Raw genomic sequence first — 18,582 nt, forward strand, 5'->3', positions numbered from 1 at the left:
CATGCAGAAAATATTCGACATGCGACGTTGCATCGGATGCCGAATGATCGACCTGCCCACTTCCCTTCAGGAGAACCCTCATGAAAACCGCCCGAATCCTCGCTGCTGCCGCACTTGCCATCGCCCCTGCGCTGTCCTTCGCCGATGCCGGACACGTCCTCACGCGCGCCGACGTGCGCGCCGAACTGGTTCGGCTGGAGCAGGCCGGCTACAACCCGGCCCGCAGCGAACCGCACTATCCGGACGACGTTGCCGCCGCCACGCTGCGGGTCGCACAGTCCGACCAGAACGGCCCGTCGAAGTCCGACGGCGACAACGTCGCCGAAACGCCGTCGCCGGTCCGGGATCGCGACATGACGCAGGCGCGCGTCGTGCACCACGACGCCATCCCGTCCGATGACCTCTACGCGCATTCCTGATCCGACGCCGTGCCGCCGCCTTCGCCTCATCTCGACAGCGCGGCGGCAATCGCAGGACTTCATGTGAACAACACGACAGAAAGGAGCATGACCATGGTTCGTTTGATGAAACGGGTTCTCATTTCCGCCGCGGTGCTCGGCGGACTGTTCGGCGCAGCGGCGGCCCATGCCGCACCGAAGGAAGATCTGAAAGGCACCAATGTCGTCCTCGTGCACGGCGCGTTCGCCGACGGCTCGAGCTGGAACCGGGTGATTCCGCTGCTCGAGGCGCGCGGCCTGCACGTCGTGTCCGTGCAGAACCCGCTGAGCTCGCTCGCCGACGACGCGGCCGCGGCCAGGCGCGTGATCGACCAGCAGCAGGGGCCGGTCGTGCTGGTCGGCCATTCGTGGGCCGGCGTCGTGATCAGCGAAGCCGGCAACGACGACAAGGTGAAGTCGCTCGTCTACGTCGCGGCGTTCGCGCCCGACAGCGGCCAGTCGATCGCCGACGTCACGCAAGGGCTGCCGCCGCCGGCGTGGGCGGGCGAGCTGAGCAAGGACGCGGCCGGCTTCGCACGGCTGTCGGACAAGGCCATCGCGCAGGATTTCGCGCCCGATCTGCCGCCCGTGCAGCAGCGCATCGTCGCGGCGACGCAGGGGCCGTGGTTCGGCGGCTGCATCGCGGAGAAGGTCGCGCAGGCCGCGTGGCACGCGAAGCCGTCGTCCTACGTCGTCGCGACGCAGGACCGGATGATCGACCCGACGCTGCAGGAAACGATGGCGAAGCGCATCGGCGCGACGGTGACGCGCGTGAACGGCAGCCATGTCGCGATGCTCAGCCAGCCGAAGGCCGTGGCCGACGCGATCATCGCGGCCGCGGAGCGCGTGGAGCGGGACGCGCATTGAGCGAACGCGGCGCCGCCGCGCGCAGCGCGCGGCGGCCCATCGACGTCGTTGCGCGCTGCGCCGGCGTTACCCATCGCTTCCCCTTGCCCATCACCATACGCCGCGTTGGCTCGGCCGCGTATGCTCGAGCAGTCATCCTTATCGGTTCAGCAGATAAACGTATCGAATATGCTTCGTTGACGGGCCGCGACGTGCGATCGTAGATTCGCGTTTTCATCGCATTCGACGGGGCCTGCTTCGTGACCACCATCGCCACCCACGCCGCCGAGCCGTCGCAGGGCGCGACGCCGCAGCACTTCGAGATTTGCGCGTTCGACGGGCCGCTGGGCGCCGAGGTGATCGGCCTCGACCTGTCGAAGCCGCTCGACGAAGCCGGCTTCGCCCGCATCCATCGCGCGCATCTCGACCATCACGTGCTGGTGTTCCGCGACCAGCGCATCACGCCGGACCAGCACATCGCGTTCAGCCGCCGCTTCGGCCCGCTGCAGATCCACGTGCTGCACCAGTTCGGGCTGGCGGGGCATCCGGAAGTGCTGGTCGTGTCGAACATCGTCGAGAACGGCAAGCCGATCGGTCTCGGCGACGCCGGTCACTACTGGCACTCCGACCTGTCGTACAAGGAAAAGCCGAGCCTCGGCTCGCTGCTGCATGCGCAGGAGCTGCCGTCCGAAGGCGGCGACACACTGTTCGCGAACATGCATCTCGCGTGGGACACGCTGCCCGCGCACCTGCGCCGCGCAGCCGAAGGGCTGCGCGCCGAGCATACGTATCTCGCGCGCTATGCGGAACTGCAGGCGCGCAATCCGTGGCGGCCGAACCTGTCCGCCGAGCAGATCGCGCAGGTGAAGCCGGTCGTGCATCCGGTCGTGCGCACGCACCCGGAGACGGGCCGCAAGGCGCTGTTCGTCAGCGAGCATTTCACGACGCGCATCGTCGGCCTGCCCGAAGACGAAAGCCGCGCGCTGCTCGACGAGCTGTTCGCGCACAGTGTGCGCGCGGAGCATCAATACCGGCACGTGTGGCGCGACCACGATCTCGTGTTCTGGGACAACCGTTCGCTGATGCATCTCGCGGCCGGCACGCCGGACCACCTGCGCCGCAAGCTGTATCGCACGACGATCGAAGGCGACGCGCCGTTCTGACCGCCGCGCCGCTGCCTGCCTTCTTCCTTCCGACTGGAGTTCCGATGTCGTTCTCGATTCGCGCGGCACTGGGCCGCACGACGCTGTCCGCACGCCGTGCGGCCGTCACCATGCTAGCCGCGGCGCTCGCCGTCGCGGGCCTCGGGGCCGCGCGGCCCGCGCGCGCCGAAGGGCAGATCCGCATCGCCGAGCAGTTCGGCGTCGTCTACCTGATGCTGAACGTCGCGCGCGATCAGCAGTTGATCGAGAAGGAAGGCCGCAAGGCGGGCCTCGACATCAAGGTCGACTGGGTGCGCCTGTCGGGCGGCGCGGCCGTGAACGACGCGCTGCTGTCCGGCGCGGTCGACATCGCGGGCGCGGGCGTCGGCCCGCTGCTGACGGTGTGGGACCGCACGCATGGCCGGCAGAACGTGAAGGGCGTCGCGTCGCTCGGCAACCTGCCGTACTACCTCGTCAGCAACGATCCGAACGTGAAGACGCTCGCCGACTTCACCGCGAAGGACCGCATCGCGGTGCCGGCCGTCGGCGTGTCCGTGCAGTCGCGCGTGCTGCAGTATGCGGTCGCGAAGCAGTGGGGCGACCAGCAATACGCGAAGCTCGACGGGTTCACGCAGGCGATTCCGCACCCCGACGCGACGGCCGCGATTCTTGCGAACGGCAGCGTGATCACCGCCCACTTCGGCAATCCGCCGTTCCAGGAGCAGGAGCTGGCGGGCAATCCGAACGCGCACATCGTGCTGAATTCATACGACGTGCTGGGCGGCCCGAGCTCGGCGACCGTGCTCTACGCGACCGAGAAGTTCCGCAACGAGAACCCGAAGACCTATCGCGCATTCGTCGCGGCGCTTGCGGAAGCCGCACGCGTGATCGCGGCCAACCCCGAGCGCGCGGCGGACGCGTATATCCGCGCGAACGGCTCGAAGATCGACCGCGCGCTGCTGCTGAAGATCGTGCGCAATCCACAGGTGCAATTCAAGACCGCGCCGCAGAACACGTTCAAGCTCGCGCAGTTCATGTATCGGATCGGCGCGATCCGCAACGAGCCGAAATCGTGGCGCGACTACTTCTTCGACGATCCCGCGACGGCGGGCGGAAGCTGAGCGGCGGCCGTTCGAGCGGCGCAATCGACGCTTATGCGCCGCGATGGTTTGAATATGCGCAATGATTGGTTGGTGTGTGCACCGGCCGACCGTATGGTGACGTTTTGCTTGCAGGAATCCTTATCGTGAACGTCACCACGTCAAGAAGCTGGACGCTGCCCGCAGCGGCGCGTCCGGGGCCGTCGCCTGTCACGCGGGCCGCGGACGGCGCGCCGGCCGCAGCCGCGCCATCCGCGCACAGCGAGCGCCTGCTCGCGATCGACCGCGTGAGTCTCGAATACCGCAGCCACGCGCGCATCGTCCGCGCGACGCATCAGGTGAGCTTCGACGTGTACGGCGGCGACCGCTTCGTGCTGCTCGGGCCGTCGGGTTGCGGCAAGTCGACGCTGCTGAAGGCGATCGCGGGCTTCATCGAGCCGGCATCCGGCACGATCGCGCTCGGCGGCGAGCCGGTGCGCGGGCCCGGCGCCGATCGCGTCGTCGTGTTTCAGGAATTCGATCAGCTTCCGCCGTGGAAGACGGTCGCCGAGAACGTCGCGTTCCCGCTGCGCGTCGCGAAGAAGCTGCCGCGCGCCGAAGCGCGCGAGCGCGCGTTGCACTATCTCGACAAGGTCGGCCTCGCGGCATTCGCCGATGCGTATCCGCACACGCTGTCCGGCGGCATGAAGCAGCGCGTCGCGATCGCCCGCGCGCTCGCGATGCAGCCGCGCGTGCTGCTGATGGACGAGCCGTTCGCCGCGCTCGACGCGCTGACCCGCCGCAAGATGCAGGAGGAGCTGCTGCGGCTGTGGGACGACGTGCGCTTCACGCTGCTGTTCGTCACGCATTCGATCGAGGAGGCGCTCGTCGTCGGCAACCGCATCCTGCTGCTGTCGCCGCACCCGGGCCGCGTGCGCGCGGAGCTCAACAGTCACGCGTATTCGCAGGACAGCGTCGGCCGCGCCGATTTCCGCGACAGCGTCGCGCGCATTCACCGGCTGCTGTTCGAGACGAACGACGCATTCGTGCAGGAAACCGAACGATGAGTACGCCGCATCCGACTCTGCCGCCGCTGCCGCCGGTGCGCGCGGAATACGAACTGCCGCTGCAGGCGCCGCTCGACGTCGAACGCGCGACTCCCGTGCCGCTCGCGCGGCGCGTGCTGGACGCCGGCTGGTTTCGCCGCGCGCTGATCGCGCTGGTGCTGATCGGCGCATGGGAACTCACCGCGCGGCTCGTCGCCAACGACCTGCTCGTGCCGACCTTCGGCGCGACGTTCGTCGCATTCGTGCAGGGCATCGCGTCGGGCGAGCTGCTCGTGAAGACCGGCATCTCGCTGTCGGTGCTGCTGCGCGGCTATGCGCTCGGCGTGGTGCTCGCGTTCGCGCTGACGTCGGTTGCCGTGTCGACGCGCATTGGCCGCGACCTGCTGTCGATGCTGACGTCGATGTTCAACCCGTTGCCGTCGATCGCGCTGCTGCCGATCGCGTTGCTGTGGTTCGGCCTCGGCACCGGCAGCCTGCTGTTCGTGCTCGTGCACGCGGTGCTGTGGCCGCTCGCGCTGAACATGTACACGGGTTTTCTCGGCGTGCCCGCGACGCTGCGGATGGCCGGCCGCAACTACGGGCTCACGGGGCTGAGGCAGGTCGCGCTGATCCTCGTGCCGGCCGCGCTGCCGTCGATTCTTGCTGGATTGCGCGTCGGCTGGGCGTTCGCGTGGCGCACGCTGATCGCCGCGGAACTCGTGTTCGGCGCGAGCGCGGGGCAGGGCGGGCTCGGCTGGTACATCTTCCAAAATCGCAACGAGCTGTATACGGATCGCGTGTTCGCGGGGCTCGCGGCGGTGATCGTGATCGGGTTGCTCGTCGAGCATCTCGTGTTCGATACGCTCGAGCGGCTGACGGTGCGGCGGTGGGGTGTGCAGCACTGAAGCAGCGGCATGGTCGGCCGCACCTCCCATACGCATTGGAATGCGGTCGCCGTGGCGGCCTCGAACGGCTCGCGCGCCAATATCACATAACGAAATTCAGCCCCGACAGGGGCTGTCTCACGTCAGAGGACGATCGAAAATCGCGGTCGGGCAGCTTGCCGCAGATCGTCTCCGTTCCTGCCGACGATAGTCGGAGTTTCCCTGAATGCCTTGTGCGGCAAGGCTCCCATGCAAGCAGCCGGATTTCGCGCGCAAAGGCCGATTCGGTCGGTTCCTCGTTGCAGCCGAGATTTCCGATGCCTTGTCTTTCTACTCTTATATAAGACATAAGACATTTGACGTTGTGGGATATTGCGATTAGAATCGCGATCGTCAAAGCAGTGCCCGGAACAGCCTCGGCGTGCCTGAAAGGCCTTCCCCTGAAACTCAACATCAGCAGGTCCCCCATGCTTGAAAACTTTCGTGCTCACGTGGCCGCCCGCGCCGCGCTCGGTATTCCTCCCCTGCCGCTGACGGCCCAGCAGACCGCCGAACTGGTGGAGCTGCTGGCGAATCCGCCCGCCGGCGAAGAGCAGACCCTGCTCGACCTGATCACCCACCGCGTGCCGGCCGGCGTCGACGAAGCCGCCCGCGTGAAGGCCGGCTTCCTGGCCGCCGTGGCCAAGGGCGAGACCGCCTGCCCGCTGATCTCGCGCGCGCGCGCCACCGAACTGCTCGGCACGATGCTGGGCGGCTACAACATCCAGCCGCTGATCGAGCTGCTGTCCGACGACGCAGTGGCCGCGGTAGCCGCCGACGCGCTGAAGAAAACCCTGCTGATGTTCGACCAGTTCCACGACGTGAAGGAACTCGCCGACAAGGGCAACGCGCACGCGAAGGCCGTGCTGCAAAGCTGGGCCGACGCCGAATGGTTCACGAGCCGTCCGGAAGTGCCGCAAAGCCTGACCATCACCGTCTTCAAGGTGACGGGCGAAACCAACACCGACGACCTGTCGCCGGCCCCGGACGCCACCACCCGCCCGGACATCCCGATGCACGCGCTCGCGATGCTGAAGAACGCACGCCCCGGCATCACGCCGGAAGAAGACGGCAAGCGCGGCCCGGTCAAGTTCATCGAATCGCTGAAGGAAAAGGGCCACCTGGTCGCGTACGTGGGCGACGTGGTCGGCACCGGCTCCTCGCGCAAGTCGGCCACCAACTCGGTGCTGTGGTTCACCGGCGAAGACATCCCGTTCGTCCCGAACAAGCGCTTCGGCGGCGTGTGCCTCGGCGGCAAGATCGCCCCGATCTTCTACAACACGATGGAAGATGCCGGCGCGCTGCCGATCGAACTCGACGTGTCGCAAATGAACATGGGCGACGTGGTCGAGCTGCGCCCGTACGAAGGCAAGGCGCTGAAGGACGGCAAGGTCATCGCAGAATTCCAGGTGAAGTCCGACGTGCTGTTCGACGAAGTGCGCGCCGGCGGCCGCATTCCGCTGATCATCGGCCGCGGGCTGACCGCGAAGGCGCGTGAAGCGCTGGGCCTGGCCCCGTCGACGCTGTTCCGCCTGCCGCATCAGCCGGCCGACAGCGGCAAGGGCTTCTCGCTGGCGCAGAAGATGGTCGGCCGCGCGTGCGGCTTGCCGGAAGGCCAGGGCATCCGCCCGGGCACGTACTGCGAACCGAAGATGACCTCGGTCGGCTCGCAGGACACCACCGGCCCGATGACCCGCGACGAACTGAAGGACCTCGCGTGCCTCGGCTTCTCGGCCGACCTCGTGATGCAGTCGTTCTGCCACACCGCCGCTTATCCGAAGCCGGTGGACGTGAAGACGCACCAGACGCTGCCGAACTTCATCAGCACCCGTGGCGGCATCGCGCTGCGTCCGGGCGACGGCGTGATCCACTCGTGGCTGAACCGCATGCTGCTGCCCGACACCGTCGGCACCGGCGGCGACTCGCACACGCGCTTCCCGATCGGCATCAGCTTCCCGGCTGGCTCGGGCCTGGTCGCGTTCGCGGCCGCTACCGGCACGATGCCGCTGGACATGCCGGAATCGGTGCTGGTCCGCTTCAAGGGCAAGATGCAGCCGGGCGTGACCCTGCGTGACCTCGTCAACGCGATTCCGCTGTACGCGATCAAGCAAGGCTTGCTGACGGTCGCCAAGCAAGGCAAGAAGAACATCTTCTCGGGCCGCATTCTCGAAATCGAAGGCCTGCCGGACCTGAAGGTCGAGCAAGCGTTCGAGTTGTCGGATGCGTCCGCCGAGCGCTCGGCCGCCGGTTGCACGGTCCACCTGAACAAGGAACCGATCATCGAATACCTGAACAGCAACGTCACGCTGCTGAAGTGGATGATCGCGCAGGGCTACCAGGACCCGCGCAGCCTGCAGCGTCGCATCACGGCGATGGAGCAGTGGCTGGCCGACCCGCAACTGCTGTCGCCGGATGCCGACGCCGAATACGCGGCCGTCATCGAGATCGACCTGGCCGACATCCACGAGCCGATCGTGGCCTGCCCGAACGATCCGGACGACGTGAAGACGCTGTCCGACGTGGCCGGCGCCAAGATCGACGAAGTGTTCATCGGTTCGTGCATGACCAACATCGGACACTTCCGTGCCGCGTCGAAGCTGCTGGAAGGCAAGCGCGACATTCCGGTCAAGCTGTGGGTCGCGCCGCCGACCAAGATGGACCAGAAGCAGCTGACCGAGGAAGGTCACTACGGCGTGTTCGGCACGGCCGGTGCGCGCACCGAAATGCCGGGCTGCTCGCTGTGCATGGGCAACCAGGCACAGGTGCGCGAAGGCGCGACGGTCATGTCGACGTCGACCCGCAACTTCCCGAACCGTCTCGGCAAGAACACGAACGTGTACCTCGGCTCGGCGGAACTGGCGGCGATCTGCTCGCGCCTGGGCAAGATCCCGACCAAGGACGAGTACATGGCCGACATCGGCGTGATCAACGCCAACGGCGACAAGATCTACAAGTACATGAACTTCGACCAGATCGAAGACTTCAAGGAAGTGGCCGACACCGTGCAGATCTAAGCGTGCTGTCGGGCTACGGCGGGTTGTGCCCGTCGTAGCGCCACGCAATGGCGCCGCAGGCGGAATGCTTGCGGCGCCGTTTTTTTTGTGCAGCCCGGCATGCGCTCACGCGGTTCAGCGTGGGCGAGGGACAACGTATCGGCGGAGGGTCGCGTTCGCGGATCAGGCAAGGGGGCAGCGCTATTGCTGTGCAAGGCCCGTCTTCAATGCCTGCCAGAAGCGGGCATTTTCCATCCCATGTTGCAATCCGTCCCTGTCACCGTGATCTTCACGCTATTTCGTGACGGACCAACAAAAAAGCGCGCGACACCCGAGGCATCGCGCGCCTTGCATTTCACACCGGCGCCCCCGCGAACGGACGCATCGGCTTTCCCGTCAGAACCCGCCGAACCCCGGCCCGCCGGCCCCCGCTTCCGGTGCGCCGCCCACCGATGGCGCCTCCTTCGGCGCCTCATGCACGGTCGCATCCGTCGTCAGCAACAACCCCGCGACCGACGCCGCATTCTGCAGCGCCGTGCGCGTGACCTTGGTCGGATCGAGCACGCCCGATTCGACGAGATCGCCGTACTCGCCCGTCTGCGCGTTGTAGCCGAAGTTGCCCGAACCTTCCGCGACCTTCGCGACCACGACGCTCGCTTCCTCGCCCGCGTTGGTGACGATCTGGCGCAGCGGCTCCTCGAGCGCGCGCAGCACGATCTTGATGCCGGCGTGCTGGTCGGCGTTCGCGCCGGTCAGTTCGCGGATTGCCTGCTTCACGCGGATCAGCGCGACGCCGCCGCCCGGCACGATGCCTTCCTCGACGGCTGCGCGCGTCGCATGCAGCGCGTCGTCGACGCGGTCCTTCTTCTCCTTCACCTCGATCTCGGTCGCGCCGCCCACCTTGATCACCGCGACGCCGCCCGCGAGCTTCGCCACGCGCTCCTGCAGCTTCTCGCGGTCGTAGTCCGACGTCGCCTCGTCGATCTGCACGCGGATCTGCTTCACGCGCGCCTGGATGCTCGCCGCATCGCCCGCGCCGTCGATCACCGTCGTGTTCTCCTTGCCGACCTCGATGCGCTTCGCCTGCCCGAGTTCGGCGAGCGTCGCCTTTTCGAGCGTGAGGCCGGTTTCCTCGGCGATCACCTGGCCGCCGGTCAGGATCGCGATGTCTTCCAGCAGCGCCTTGCGGCGGTCGCCGAAGCCCGGCGCCTTGACCGCGACGGTCTTCAGGATGCCGCGGATGTTGTTCACGACCAGCGTCGCGAGCGCTTCGCCTTCGACGTCCTCGGCGATGATCAGCAGCGGCCGGCCGGACTTCGCGACCTGTTCGAGCACTGGCAGCAGCTCGCGGATGTTCGAGATCTTCTTGTCGTGCAGCAGGATGTACGGATTCTCGATCTCAGCGATCTGCTTGTCCGGGTTGTTGATGAAATACGGCGACAGGTAGCCGCGATCGAACTGCAGCCCTTCGACGACGTCGAGCTCGTCGGCGAGTGACTTGCCGTCCTCGACGGTGATCACGCCTTCCTTGCCGACGCGGTCGATCGCCTCGGCGATGCGCTGGCCGATCGACTCCTCGCCGTTCGCCGAGATCGTCGCGACCTGCGCGATTTCCTTGCTCGTCGTGGTCGGCTTGCTGATCTTCTTCAGCTCGTCGACGGCGGCCGCGACGGCCTTGTCGATGCCGCGCTTCAGGTCGAGCGGATTGAGCCCGGCCGCGACGTACTTCTGGCCTTCGCGGACGATCGCCTGCGCGAGCACGGTGGCGGTCGTCGTGCCGTCGCCGGCCGCGTCGCTCGTGCGCGACGCGACTTCCTTCACGAGCTGCGCGCCGATGTTCTGCAGCTTGTCGGCGAGCTCGATTTCCTTCGCGACGGACACGCCGTCCTTCGTGACCACCGGCGCGCCGAAGCTGCGCTCGAGCACGACGTTGCGGCCTTTGGGCCCGAGCGTGACCTTCACCGCGTTCGCGAGAATGTTGACGCCTTCGGTGAGCTTCGCGCGCGCGACGTCGCTGAAAATGATTTCCTTCGCTGCCATGATTTGCGCTCCTTTATTGATTGACGACGGCGACGATGTCTTCCTCGCGCAGCACGAGGAGCTCGCTGCCGTCCACCTTGACCGTCTGGCCCGCGTACTTGCCGAACAGCACGCGCTCGCCGACCTTCAGGTCGGGCACGATGCGCTGGCCGTCGTTGTCCCGGCGGCCGGGGCCGACCGCGATCACTTCGCCCTGGTCGGGCTTTTCCGCGGCGCTGTCGGGAATCACGATGCCGGAAGCGGTGGTGGTTTCCTGGTCGAGTCGCTTCACGATGACTCGATCGTGCAAGGGGCGGAGGCTCATTGGTTCGTCCTGTCGGAATGTGTGATTGGCACTCTGCATCGGAGAGTGCTGACGAGTATAGAAATGCGCGCCGGCGCGATCCAATAACGGATTGCGAAATGCATTTGCGCGGGCGTGAATTGGAGGGGGCGGTGCGCGGAGGCGAGCCGACAAGCGCGGATGAAAACCAGATAGAAGCGCGCCGCGTCAGATCAGCAGCGTCAGCGTGCGGAACAACGCGAGGTCTTCCCTGCGCGCGGAGCGCGCGTGACGCCGGATCACCTGCAGCAGGCAGTCGATGAAGCAGCGCGCCGCGTCGCTCAGCGTGCTGCTGCGGCGCGTGACGATGCCGAGCTCGCGCGGCTCGAAGCGTTCCTTCAGCGACAGCGCGCGCATCCGTTCGCCGAACGACGGCACGACGCTCAGGATCGTCGGGCACCATGTGCACATGTCCGCCTGTTCGAGCATCGTCTGCAGCATCGCGACCGATTGTGCGCGGACGATGCGCCGCTCGTCGAGCTGAGCACCGTGGCGCGTGAACAGGTAATCGACGAGCGCGGCCTCGCCGTCCGGCGCGAAATTCAGCACCCAGTCCTGGTCGAGCAGGTCGTGGATCGAGCGCGCGCGCTCGCGCGGGTGGCCGGCGCGCACCATCACCGACGTCTCGTAGGTCAGCACCGGCTCGCACGCGAATTCCTGCGCGGCCACGCCCGGCTGCACCTGCCCGAGCGCGAAATCCATGCTGCCGTCGCGCAGCAGCGGCTGCGCGACGGCCATCAATCCTTCATACAGCTCCAGGCGCACGTCCGGCATCCGCTCGCGAAACAGCCGCACCGTCTCGGCGAGAAACGTCAGCGTGAGCCACGGCGTGACGCCGACACTCAACCGGCCTTCGACGCGGCCGCGCATCCGCGCGAGATCGTTCTGCGCATGTTCGAGCTGCTTGAGCACGAGCTTCGCGTGCGTGAGCAGCGCCTTGCCGTATTCGGTGAAGCCGATCCCTTCCGGCGCGCGCACGAGCAGCGGCAGGCGTTCGCTCGCCTCCAGTTCGCGCAGCGCCCGCGTGACGGCGGCCTGCGACAAGCCCAGCGCGCGCGCCGCGCCGCGAATGCTTCCGGCCTCCGCGCTCGCGACGAGCGCCTGCAGCTGATGCAGCTTCATGGTGTGATACCCGACAACAGAGGGTTGTCATCATAACGAAATCGGGGCTGTTCGCCGGCATTTTCGCTGCATACGATCCGGCCAACGATCGGCCATTCGGCGATCGTCGACGATACGGAACCGGGGAGCGGGAAATTGGATTCGACACGCATTCCGCCCGAAATGGCGGCAATCGAAGCGGACATGATCGCGCTGCGGCGCCGGCTGCATGCGCACCCGGAGCTGGGCTTCGACGAGCGCGCGACGAGCGAGCTCGTCGCCGACTGCCTGACAACGTGGGGTTATCAGGTGACGCGCGGCCTCGGCGGCACCGGCGTGGTGGGCACGCTGACGCGCGGCGCGGGCCGCCGGCTCGGCCTGCGCGCGGACATGGACGCGCTGCCGATCCGCGAGACGACCGGGCTGCCGCATGCAAGCCGGATCGACGGCGTGATGCACGCGTGCGGCCACGACGGCCACACGGCGATGCTGCTCGCGGCCGCGCGCTGCCTGGCGGAACGCGAACGGTTCCGCGGCACGCTGAACCTGATTTTCCAGCCGGCCGAGGAAGGGCTCGGCGGCGCGCAACGGATGATCGAAGACGGCCTGTTCGCGCGCTTTCCGTGCGACGCGGTGTTCGCGATGCACAACGTGCCGGGCCTGCCGGCGGGCAAGCTCGGCTTCTGCGACGGCCCGTTCATGGCATCGGCCGACGAGGTGCGCGTGCGCGTGACCGGGCGCGGCGGGCACGGCGCGGCGCCGCACGCAACGGTGGACCCGGTGGTCGTGTGCGCATCGATCGTGATGGCGCTGCAGACGATCGTGTCGCGCAACGTGAACCCGCAGGCACTCGCGATCATCACGGCCGGGTCGATCCACGCGGGCACCGCGTCGAACGTGATTCCGCCGCACGCGGATCTCGAACTCAGCGTGCGCGCACTGTCGCCCGACGTGCGCGCGCTGCTCGAACGGCGCATCCATGAGACCGTGCACGGCCAGGCAGCAAGCTACGGCGCGACGGCCGAGATCGACTACCGCGCCGGCTACCCGGTGCTCGTCAATCACGCGGACGAAACGGCCTTCGCGCGGCAGGTCGCGCGCGACTGGGGCGGCGGCGACGCATTGATCGAACAGATGCAGCCGATCGCCGCGAGCGAGGATTTCGCGTTCATGCTGAACGCGTGCCCGGGCAGCTACCTGTCGATCGGCAACGGCGACGGCGCGGCCGGATGCGCGCTCCACAACTCCGGCTACGACTTCAACGACGGGATTCTCGCGACCGGCGCGAGCTACTGGGTGGCGCTCGCGGAGCGGTTTCTCGGCTGAAGCGGCACGGCGATTCCGGTTCATACGTTCAGGTACACACAAGGAGACAGGCAATGAAGAAGTGGATGGCGGCAGTTGCGATGACGCTCGCGGCGGGCGCGGCGCACGCAGGCGGCGACTGGGCGGGCAGGGAGATTCGCCTCGCGGTCGATCCGACTTACCCGCCGCTCGAATACAAGCTGCCCGACGGCACGCTGGCGGGCTTCGGCATCGACATCACGAACGCGCTGTGCGCGGAGCTGCGGGCGCGCTGCGTGTGGGTGGAGTCGAGCTTCGACGGGATGATTCCGGGCCTGCTCGCGCGCAAGTTCGACGTGATCGCGTCGTCGATGACGATCACGCCGAAGCGGATGCAGCAGATCGCGTTCACGAACCGGATCTCGAACGCGCCTGCGCGTCTCGTCGTGCGCAAGGGTTCGCCGCTGCTGCCGAGTGCCGGATCGCTGAAGGGCAAGCGCGTCGGCGTCGAGCAGGGCTCGGCCCAGGCCGACTATGCGCTCGCGAACTGGCAGGCGGCCGGCGTGCAGATCGTGTCGTACCCGAACCAGGACCAGGTGTACGCCGATCTCGTGACGGGCCGGCTCGACGCGGCGTTCCAGGCGTCGATCGCCGCGAGCGACGGGTTCCTGAAGAGGCCGCAAGGCAAGGACTTCATGTTCGCGGGCGCGCCGATCGACGACAGGAAGTATTTCGGCCAGGGCGACGGGCTCGGGTTGCGCAAGCAGGACGTCGAGCTGCGCGACGCGTTCAACCATGCGCTCGCGGCGATTCTCGCGAACGGCACGTACGCGCGGATCAACCGGAAGTACTTCGACTTCGACATCTACGGCGCGAAGTAAGCCGCGCACGCCGGCGCCGAGCCGCCGAAGCGTCGACGCCGCCACGCGGCCCCGGCCATGCGCGTTACCGGGCGACCCGGATCACGACCTTCCCGAAGTGCTGCCCCGACTGCAGGTACGCATACGCGTCCGGCGTCTCGTCGAAGCCGAACACGCGATCGACGACCGGCTTGATCTTGCGCGCGTCGACGAGCCCGGCCACCGCATCGAGCATCGCGCGGCTGCCGACCATGATGCCCTGCAGCCGCCGGATGCCGCCGATCAGCGACAGCAGGCCGAGCTCGGGCCCGGCGAAGCTGCTGAGGCCGCCGATCACCGACACGACGCCGCCCATTTTCGTCGCGGCGACCGAGCGCGGCAGCGTGTCCCGTCCGCCGACCTCGACGACGATATCCGCGCCCGCGCCGCCGGTGAGCCGCAGCACTTCGTGCTGCCATTCGGGCGTCGCGCGATAGTTGATCGTCGCATCGGCGCCGAGCTGGCGCGCGCGTTCGAGCTTCGCGTCGCTCGACGACGTGATGATCGTGCGCAGGCCCGCCGCATGCGCGAGCTGCAGCGCGATGATTGACACGCCGCCCGTGCCGAGCAGCACGACGGTCGAGCCGGGCGCCGCGCCGCCGTCGGCGAACAGCGCGTTCCACGCGGTGATCCCCGCGCACGACAGCGTCGACGCTTCGTCGTAGTCGAGATGCGCGGGGATCGCGACCAGCGCGTTTTCGTCCGAGACGAAATATTCGGCGAGCACGCCGTCGAACTGCGCGCCGGGCGAGCCCGCGACCTTCGACGGCGTGGGCGGGCCGTCGATCCACCTCGGGAAGTACGTGTTGATCACGCGATCGCCGGGCTTGAAGCGCGTGACGTCGCGGCCGGTCTCGACGACTTCGCCCGCGCCGTCGCCGACGGGGATCAGCGGTGCGTCGCCGATGCCGGGATAGTCGCCGCGCGCGAACATCAGGTCGCGAAAATTCAGCGACGCCGAATGGACCTTCACGACGACGTCATTCGGGCCCGCCGGACGGCGCGGCGCGTCGATGCGCTGCAAACCGGCGATACCGGCGCCGGGTTTCAGTTGCCATGCCTGCATGTCGACTCCTGTTCGTGGTTGACGGGCTCATGATAGTGTTGCCGGCGAGGATGCATTGGAGAGAGTTCGGCCACTGACTGTCGCCAAAATGGAAACGAATCGATAAGGAGAGAAAGCGCATGGACGATCGCCTGGGCGGCATCGCCGAGTTCGTCGAGGTCGTGGAATCGGGCAGCTTCGCGGCGGCGGCGCTGCGGATCGGCGTGACGCGCTCGGCCGTCGCGAAGATCGTCGCGCGGCTCGAGCGGCGTCTCGGCGTGCGGCTGTTGCAGCGCACGACGCGCCGCCTGAGCCTGACCGACGAAGGGCTCGTGTACTACGAGCAATGCCGCCGCGTGCTGGCCGAGCTCGGCGAGACGGAGGCGGCGCTCGACGCGGGCCGTCGCGAGCCGTCCGGGAGGCTGCGCATCAGCGCGCCGGTGCTGTTCGGCCGGCAGTGCGTCGCGCCGGTCATGCGGCGGCTGGTCGAGCGTCACCCGCGGCTCGAGGTCGAGATGTCGTTCAGCGATCGCATCGCGGATCTCGTCAACGACGGCTTCGACGTCGCGGTGCGCGTCGGCCCGCTCGTCGACACGACCGCGCTCGTCTGCCGCCCGCTCGGCATGCAGCAGATGGGCATCTGCGCGTCGCCGGCCTATCTGGCGCAGCATGGCCGGCCGGCCGGGGTCGAGGATCTCGCGTCGCACGTCGGCATCGCGTACGCGCGCGGCGGGCAGGTCACGCCGTGGCGAATCGTCGGCGCGGACGGCGACGCACGCGAGCTTCGCGTGAGCGCCCGCCTGCGCTTCGACGACCTGCAGGCGATCGCGGACGCCGCCGCGGCCGGCGCGGGGCTCGCGTGGCTGCCGTGCTGGCTGATGGCGCCGTATCTGCGCGACGGCCGCCTCGCGCTCGTGATGGACAGCGACAGCGTGGGGAGCGCGGAAGTGTTCGCGGTGCGGCCGAATGCGCGGCAGGTGCCGTCGAAGGTGCGGGCGGCGATCGACGCGCTCGTCGACGAGATCCCGCGCGTGCTCGCGCGGAGTTCGTCCGTCGACGGCGGGCACGGAGCGCATGGGTGACCGGGCCGCCGCAGGATCGCCATCGCCGGCGGGATTCCGGGCCCGCCCTGTCAGCATCGACAGGCTGACGACGCCGGGCGGCGGTGCGTATGATTGCGGGCTTTTGCTTTCCGAGAGGACATGCCCGTGAACAAGAAACTTCAGGTCGTCACCGTGTTTATCGTCGGCCTCGTCGCGATGAGCGTCGCCTATCATTTCATGCATTCCTGAACATCGGCGCGTACCGCCCGCGGCGGGCGCCGGCCGCGCTTCCCGCAATCCCGCCGATGCCTTCCGTGCGCGGTCGCCTCATATTCCGTCGCCCCACTAGCATGTGACGAATCCGACTTTGGCCCCTGCTGCGGCAACGCTAAGATCGCCGATCCCGACGAACGAGCGATACCGCGATGACCCAGCCCGCCGCGCCCCAGCCTGCTTCCCGCTTCCGCCTGATCTGCGCCGCGCTCGCCGGCGCGCTGACGCTCGCGTCGTGCGGCGGCGACGTCGACAGTACGCCGCCGCAGGCGAACGCGGGCGCGTCGGCGAAGCGCCCGAACATCCTGTACATCATGGCCGACGATCTCGGCTATTCCGACATCCACGCGTTCGGCGGCGAGATCAGCACGCCGAACCTCGACGCGCTCGTGCAGTCGGGGCGCATCCTGTCGAATCATCATGCGGGCACCGTGTGCGCCATTACGCGCGCGATGCTGATTTCCGGCACCGATCACCATCTGGTCGGCGAAGGCACGATGGGCGTGCCGACCGACGAGCGGCGCGGGCTGCCCGGCTACGAGGGCTACCTGAACGACCGCGCGCTGTCGGTCGCGCAACTGCTGAAGGACGCCGGCTATCACACGTACATGGCCGGCAAGTGGCATATCGGCTCGGGGATCGTCGGCAGCACGACGGGCGGCGGGCAGACGCCGGACCAATGGGGCTTCGAGCGCAGCTACGTGCTGCTCGGCGGCGCGGCGACCAATCACTTCGCGCACGAGCCCGCCGGCTCGAAGAACTACGCCGAGGACGGCCGCTACGTGCAGCCGGGGCAACCGGGCCAGCCGGGCGGCGCGGGCGGCAGCCCGGCCGTGTTCTATTCGACCGACTTCTATACGCAGAAGCTGATCGCGTACATCGATTCAAACCGTCAGGATGGCAAACCGTTCTTCGCGTACGCGGCCTACACGTCGCCGCACTGGCCGCTGCAGGTGCCCGATCCGTGGCTGCACAAGTACGCGGGCGTGTATGACGCGGGCTACGCCGCGATCCGCAATGCGCGCATTGCGCGGCAGAAGGCGCTCGGGCTGATCCCGGCCGACTTCAAGCCGTTCGACGGGCTGCCCGAGACGCTGGTGGCGTCGCCGGCCACGCCGAACAACGGCGCCGCGAGCGCGAAATACCTCAGCGCCGTGCATGCGGCTGCCGACGGCTATAGCGATTACGGCCCCGGCAAGGTCGACAAGCTGTGGTCGAGCCTGTCGCCCGCCGAGCGCAAGGCGCAGGCGCGCTACATGGAGATCTACGCGGGCATGGTCGAGAACCTCGACTACAACATCGGCCTGCTGATCCAGCACCTGAAGGACATCGGCGAATACGACAACACGTTCATCATGTTCCAGTCGGACAACGGTGCGGAAGGCTGGCCGATCGATTCCGGCGCGGACCCGACGGCGACCGACACCGCGAATGCGCAGGAGCCCGTATATTCGGCGCTCGGCACCGACAACGGCAAGCAGAACGCGCAGCGGCTGCAGTATGGGCTGCGCTGGGGCGAGGTGAGCGCTGCGCCGTTCCGGCTGACGAAGGGCTACTCGGCCGAGGGCGGCGTGTCGGTGCCGACGATCGTCCGCCTGCCGGGCCAGAAGCAGGCGCTGCCGACGCTGCGCATCTTCACGCACGTGACCGACAACACGGCGACGTTCCTCGACGTCGCGGGCGTCACGCCGCCGTCGCAGCCGGCGCCGCCGCTCGTCAACACGCTGACGGGCGTCGACCAGAACAAGGGCAAGGTGATCTACAACAACCGCTACGTGTATCCGGTGACGGGCAAGTCGCTGCTGCCGGTGCTGAGCGGCGCGAGTGCGGGCGAGCTGCACACGACGCCGTTCGGCGACGAAGCGTACGGCCGCGCGTACCTGCGCAGCGCCGACGGCCGCTGGAAGGCGCTGTGGACGGAGCCGCCGGTCGGCCCGCTCGATGGTCACTGGCAGCTGTTCGATCTCGCGTCGGATCGCGGCGAGACGACCGACGTGTCCGCGCAGAACCCGTCGCTGATCCAGAGCCTCGTCGAGCAGTGGAAGGCCTACATGGGCAACGTCGGCGGCGTCGAGCCGCTGCGTCCGCGCGGCTATTACTGAGGACGCG

General features: G+C 67.9%; 16 protein-coding genes. 11 read left to right on the forward strand and 5 right to left on the reverse strand.

Annotation, left to right across the window (positions count from 1 at the left end):
• Positions 1-80: 80 nt before the first annotated feature.
• The 7 genes from KY49_RS24525 (at position 81) to acnB (ending at position 8,487) form a co-directional block, all read left to right on the forward strand.
• On the forward strand, positions 81-419 hold the full coding sequence (locus KY49_RS24525) for a DUF4148 domain-containing protein (protein WP_042587079.1): 339 nt from the start codon (positions 81-83) through the stop codon (positions 417-419).
• Positions 420-512: 93 nt separating this feature from the next.
• Positions 513-1,304, forward strand: coding sequence for an alpha/beta fold hydrolase (locus KY49_RS24530; RefSeq protein ID WP_042588696.1), 792 nt, complete (start codon positions 513-515; stop codon positions 1,302-1,304).
• Between the two features lie 239 nt (positions 1,305-1,543).
• Entirely contained in the window at positions 1,544-2,446 is a 903-nt protein-coding gene (locus tag KY49_RS24535) for a TauD/TfdA dioxygenase family protein (protein ID WP_042587080.1), read from the forward strand.
• Positions 2,447-2,490: 44 nt separating this feature from the next.
• Positions 2,491-3,546: an ABC transporter substrate-binding protein gene (locus tag KY49_RS24540; protein WP_042587081.1), complete on the forward strand. Its 1,056-nt coding sequence runs from the start codon at positions 2,491-2,493 to the stop codon at positions 3,544-3,546.
• A 125-nt stretch (positions 3,547-3,671) separates the two neighbouring features.
• On the forward strand, positions 3,672-4,571 hold the full coding sequence (locus tag KY49_RS24545) for an ABC transporter ATP-binding protein (RefSeq protein WP_042587082.1): 900 nt from the start codon (positions 3,672-3,674) through the stop codon (positions 4,569-4,571).
• Entirely contained in the window at positions 4,568-5,455 is an 888-nt protein-coding gene (locus KY49_RS24550; protein WP_042587083.1) for an ABC transporter permease, read from the forward strand. The genes KY49_RS24545 and KY49_RS24550 overlap by 4 nt, the downstream gene beginning before the upstream one ends.
• A gap of 446 nt (positions 5,456-5,901) precedes the next feature.
• A complete protein-coding gene (acnB, locus tag KY49_RS24555) occupies positions 5,902-8,487 on the forward strand; it encodes a bifunctional aconitate hydratase 2/2-methylisocitrate dehydratase (RefSeq protein WP_042587084.1) in 2,586 nt (861 codons plus the stop codon).
• Between the two features lie 375 nt (positions 8,488-8,862).
• Here the strand turns inward: acnB and groL are convergent, their stop codons facing one another.
• From groL to KY49_RS38255, 4 genes are all read right to left on the reverse strand, one after another.
• On the reverse strand, positions 8,863-10,506 hold the full coding sequence (gene groL, locus KY49_RS24560; protein WP_042587085.1) for a chaperonin GroEL: 1,644 nt from the start codon (positions 10,504-10,506) through the stop codon (positions 8,863-8,865).
• A 13-nt stretch (positions 10,507-10,519) separates the two neighbouring features.
• Positions 10,520-10,810, reverse strand: a complete 291-nt coding sequence (locus tag KY49_RS24565) for a co-chaperone GroES (RefSeq protein WP_010098917.1) — start codon at positions 10,808-10,810, stop codon at positions 10,520-10,522.
• A gap of 186 nt (positions 10,811-10,996) precedes the next feature.
• Positions 10,997-11,950, reverse strand: coding sequence for a LysR substrate-binding domain-containing protein (locus KY49_RS24570; protein WP_042587086.1), 954 nt, complete (start codon positions 11,948-11,950; stop codon positions 10,997-10,999).
• Entirely contained in the window at positions 11,947-12,135 is a 189-nt protein-coding gene (locus tag KY49_RS38255; RefSeq protein WP_177315666.1) for a hypothetical protein, read from the reverse strand. The genes KY49_RS24570 and KY49_RS38255 overlap by 4 nt, the downstream gene beginning before the upstream one ends.
• On the opposite strand from KY49_RS38255, the gene KY49_RS24575 reads away from it, so the two are divergent.
• Positions 12,086-13,255 carry a M20 aminoacylase family protein gene (locus KY49_RS24575; RefSeq protein ID WP_042587087.1) on the forward strand — a complete coding sequence of 390 codons (1,170 nt, stop codon included), beginning with the start codon at positions 12,086-12,088 and terminating at the stop codon, positions 13,253-13,255. The genes KY49_RS38255 and KY49_RS24575 overlap by 50 nt on opposite strands.
• Positions 13,256-13,308: 53 nt before the next feature.
• A complete protein-coding gene (locus KY49_RS24580; RefSeq protein ID WP_042587088.1) occupies positions 13,309-14,094 on the forward strand; it encodes an ABC transporter substrate-binding protein in 786 nt (261 codons plus the stop codon).
• Positions 14,095-14,158: 64 nt separating this feature from the next.
• Here KY49_RS24580 and KY49_RS24585 read toward each other — a convergent pair whose 3' ends face one another.
• Complete coding sequence (locus tag KY49_RS24585) at positions 14,159-15,178, reverse strand: zinc-dependent alcohol dehydrogenase family protein (RefSeq protein ID WP_042587089.1); 1,020 nt, start codon at positions 15,176-15,178, stop codon at positions 14,159-14,161.
• 119 nt (positions 15,179-15,297) lie between these two features.
• Here KY49_RS24585 and KY49_RS24590 point away from each other — a divergent pair, with 119 nt between their 5' ends.
• Together KY49_RS24590 and KY49_RS24595 are read left to right on the forward strand one after the other, a co-directional pair.
• Positions 15,298-16,239, forward strand: coding sequence for a LysR family transcriptional regulator (locus KY49_RS24590; protein ID WP_042587090.1), 942 nt, complete (start codon positions 15,298-15,300; stop codon positions 16,237-16,239).
• A 386-nt stretch (positions 16,240-16,625) separates the two neighbouring features.
• Complete coding sequence (locus tag KY49_RS24595) at positions 16,626-18,575, forward strand: arylsulfatase (protein WP_042587091.1); 1,950 nt, start codon at positions 16,626-16,628, stop codon at positions 18,573-18,575.
• Positions 18,576-18,582: the final 7 nt, after the last annotated feature.

Origin of the sequence: Burkholderia sp. MSHR3999, from assembly GCF_000833595.1 — a bacterium.
In the GTDB taxonomy this organism is placed as follows: Bacteria; Pseudomonadota; Gammaproteobacteria; order Burkholderiales; family Burkholderiaceae; genus Burkholderia; species Burkholderia ubonensis.

Excerpts from the sequence above, each read along its gene's own strand:
- KY49_RS24530 (WP_042588696.1), top strand. The coding sequence starts at position 513 with ATGGTTCGTTTGATGAAACGGGTTCTCATTTCCGCCGCGGTGCTCGGC.
- KY49_RS24590 (WP_042587090.1), top strand. The coding sequence starts at position 15,298 with ATGGACGATCGCCTGGGCGGCATCGCCGAGTTCGTCGAGGTCGTGGAA.
- KY49_RS24565 (WP_010098917.1), bottom strand. The coding sequence starts at position 10,810 with ATGAGCCTCCGCCCCTTGCACGATCGAGTCATCGTGAAGCGACTCGAC.
- KY49_RS24550 (WP_042587083.1), top strand. The coding sequence starts at position 4,568 with ATGAGTACGCCGCATCCGACTCTGCCGCCGCTGCCGCCGGTGCGCGCG.
- KY49_RS24595 (WP_042587091.1), top strand. The coding sequence starts at position 16,626 with ATGACCCAGCCCGCCGCGCCCCAGCCTGCTTCCCGCTTCCGCCTGATC.
- KY49_RS24525 (WP_042587079.1), top strand. The coding sequence starts at position 81 with ATGAAAACCGCCCGAATCCTCGCTGCTGCCGCACTTGCCATCGCCCCT.
- acnB (WP_042587084.1), top strand. The coding sequence starts at position 5,902 with ATGCTTGAAAACTTTCGTGCTCACGTGGCCGCCCGCGCCGCGCTCGGT.
- KY49_RS24585 (WP_042587089.1), bottom strand. The coding sequence starts at position 15,178 with ATGCAGGCATGGCAACTGAAACCCGGCGCCGGTATCGCCGGTTTGCAG.
- KY49_RS38255 (WP_177315666.1), bottom strand. The coding sequence starts at position 12,135 with ATGTCCGCTTCGATTGCCGCCATTTCGGGCGGAATGCGTGTCGAATCC.
- KY49_RS24580 (WP_042587088.1), top strand. The coding sequence starts at position 13,309 with ATGAAGAAGTGGATGGCGGCAGTTGCGATGACGCTCGCGGCGGGCGCG.
- KY49_RS24570 (WP_042587086.1), bottom strand. The coding sequence starts at position 11,950 with ATGAAGCTGCATCAGCTGCAGGCGCTCGTCGCGAGCGCGGAGGCCGGA.
- KY49_RS24540 (WP_042587081.1), top strand. The coding sequence starts at position 2,491 with ATGTCGTTCTCGATTCGCGCGGCACTGGGCCGCACGACGCTGTCCGCA.
- groL (WP_042587085.1), bottom strand. The coding sequence starts at position 10,506 with ATGGCAGCGAAGGAAATCATTTTCAGCGACGTCGCGCGCGCGAAGCTC.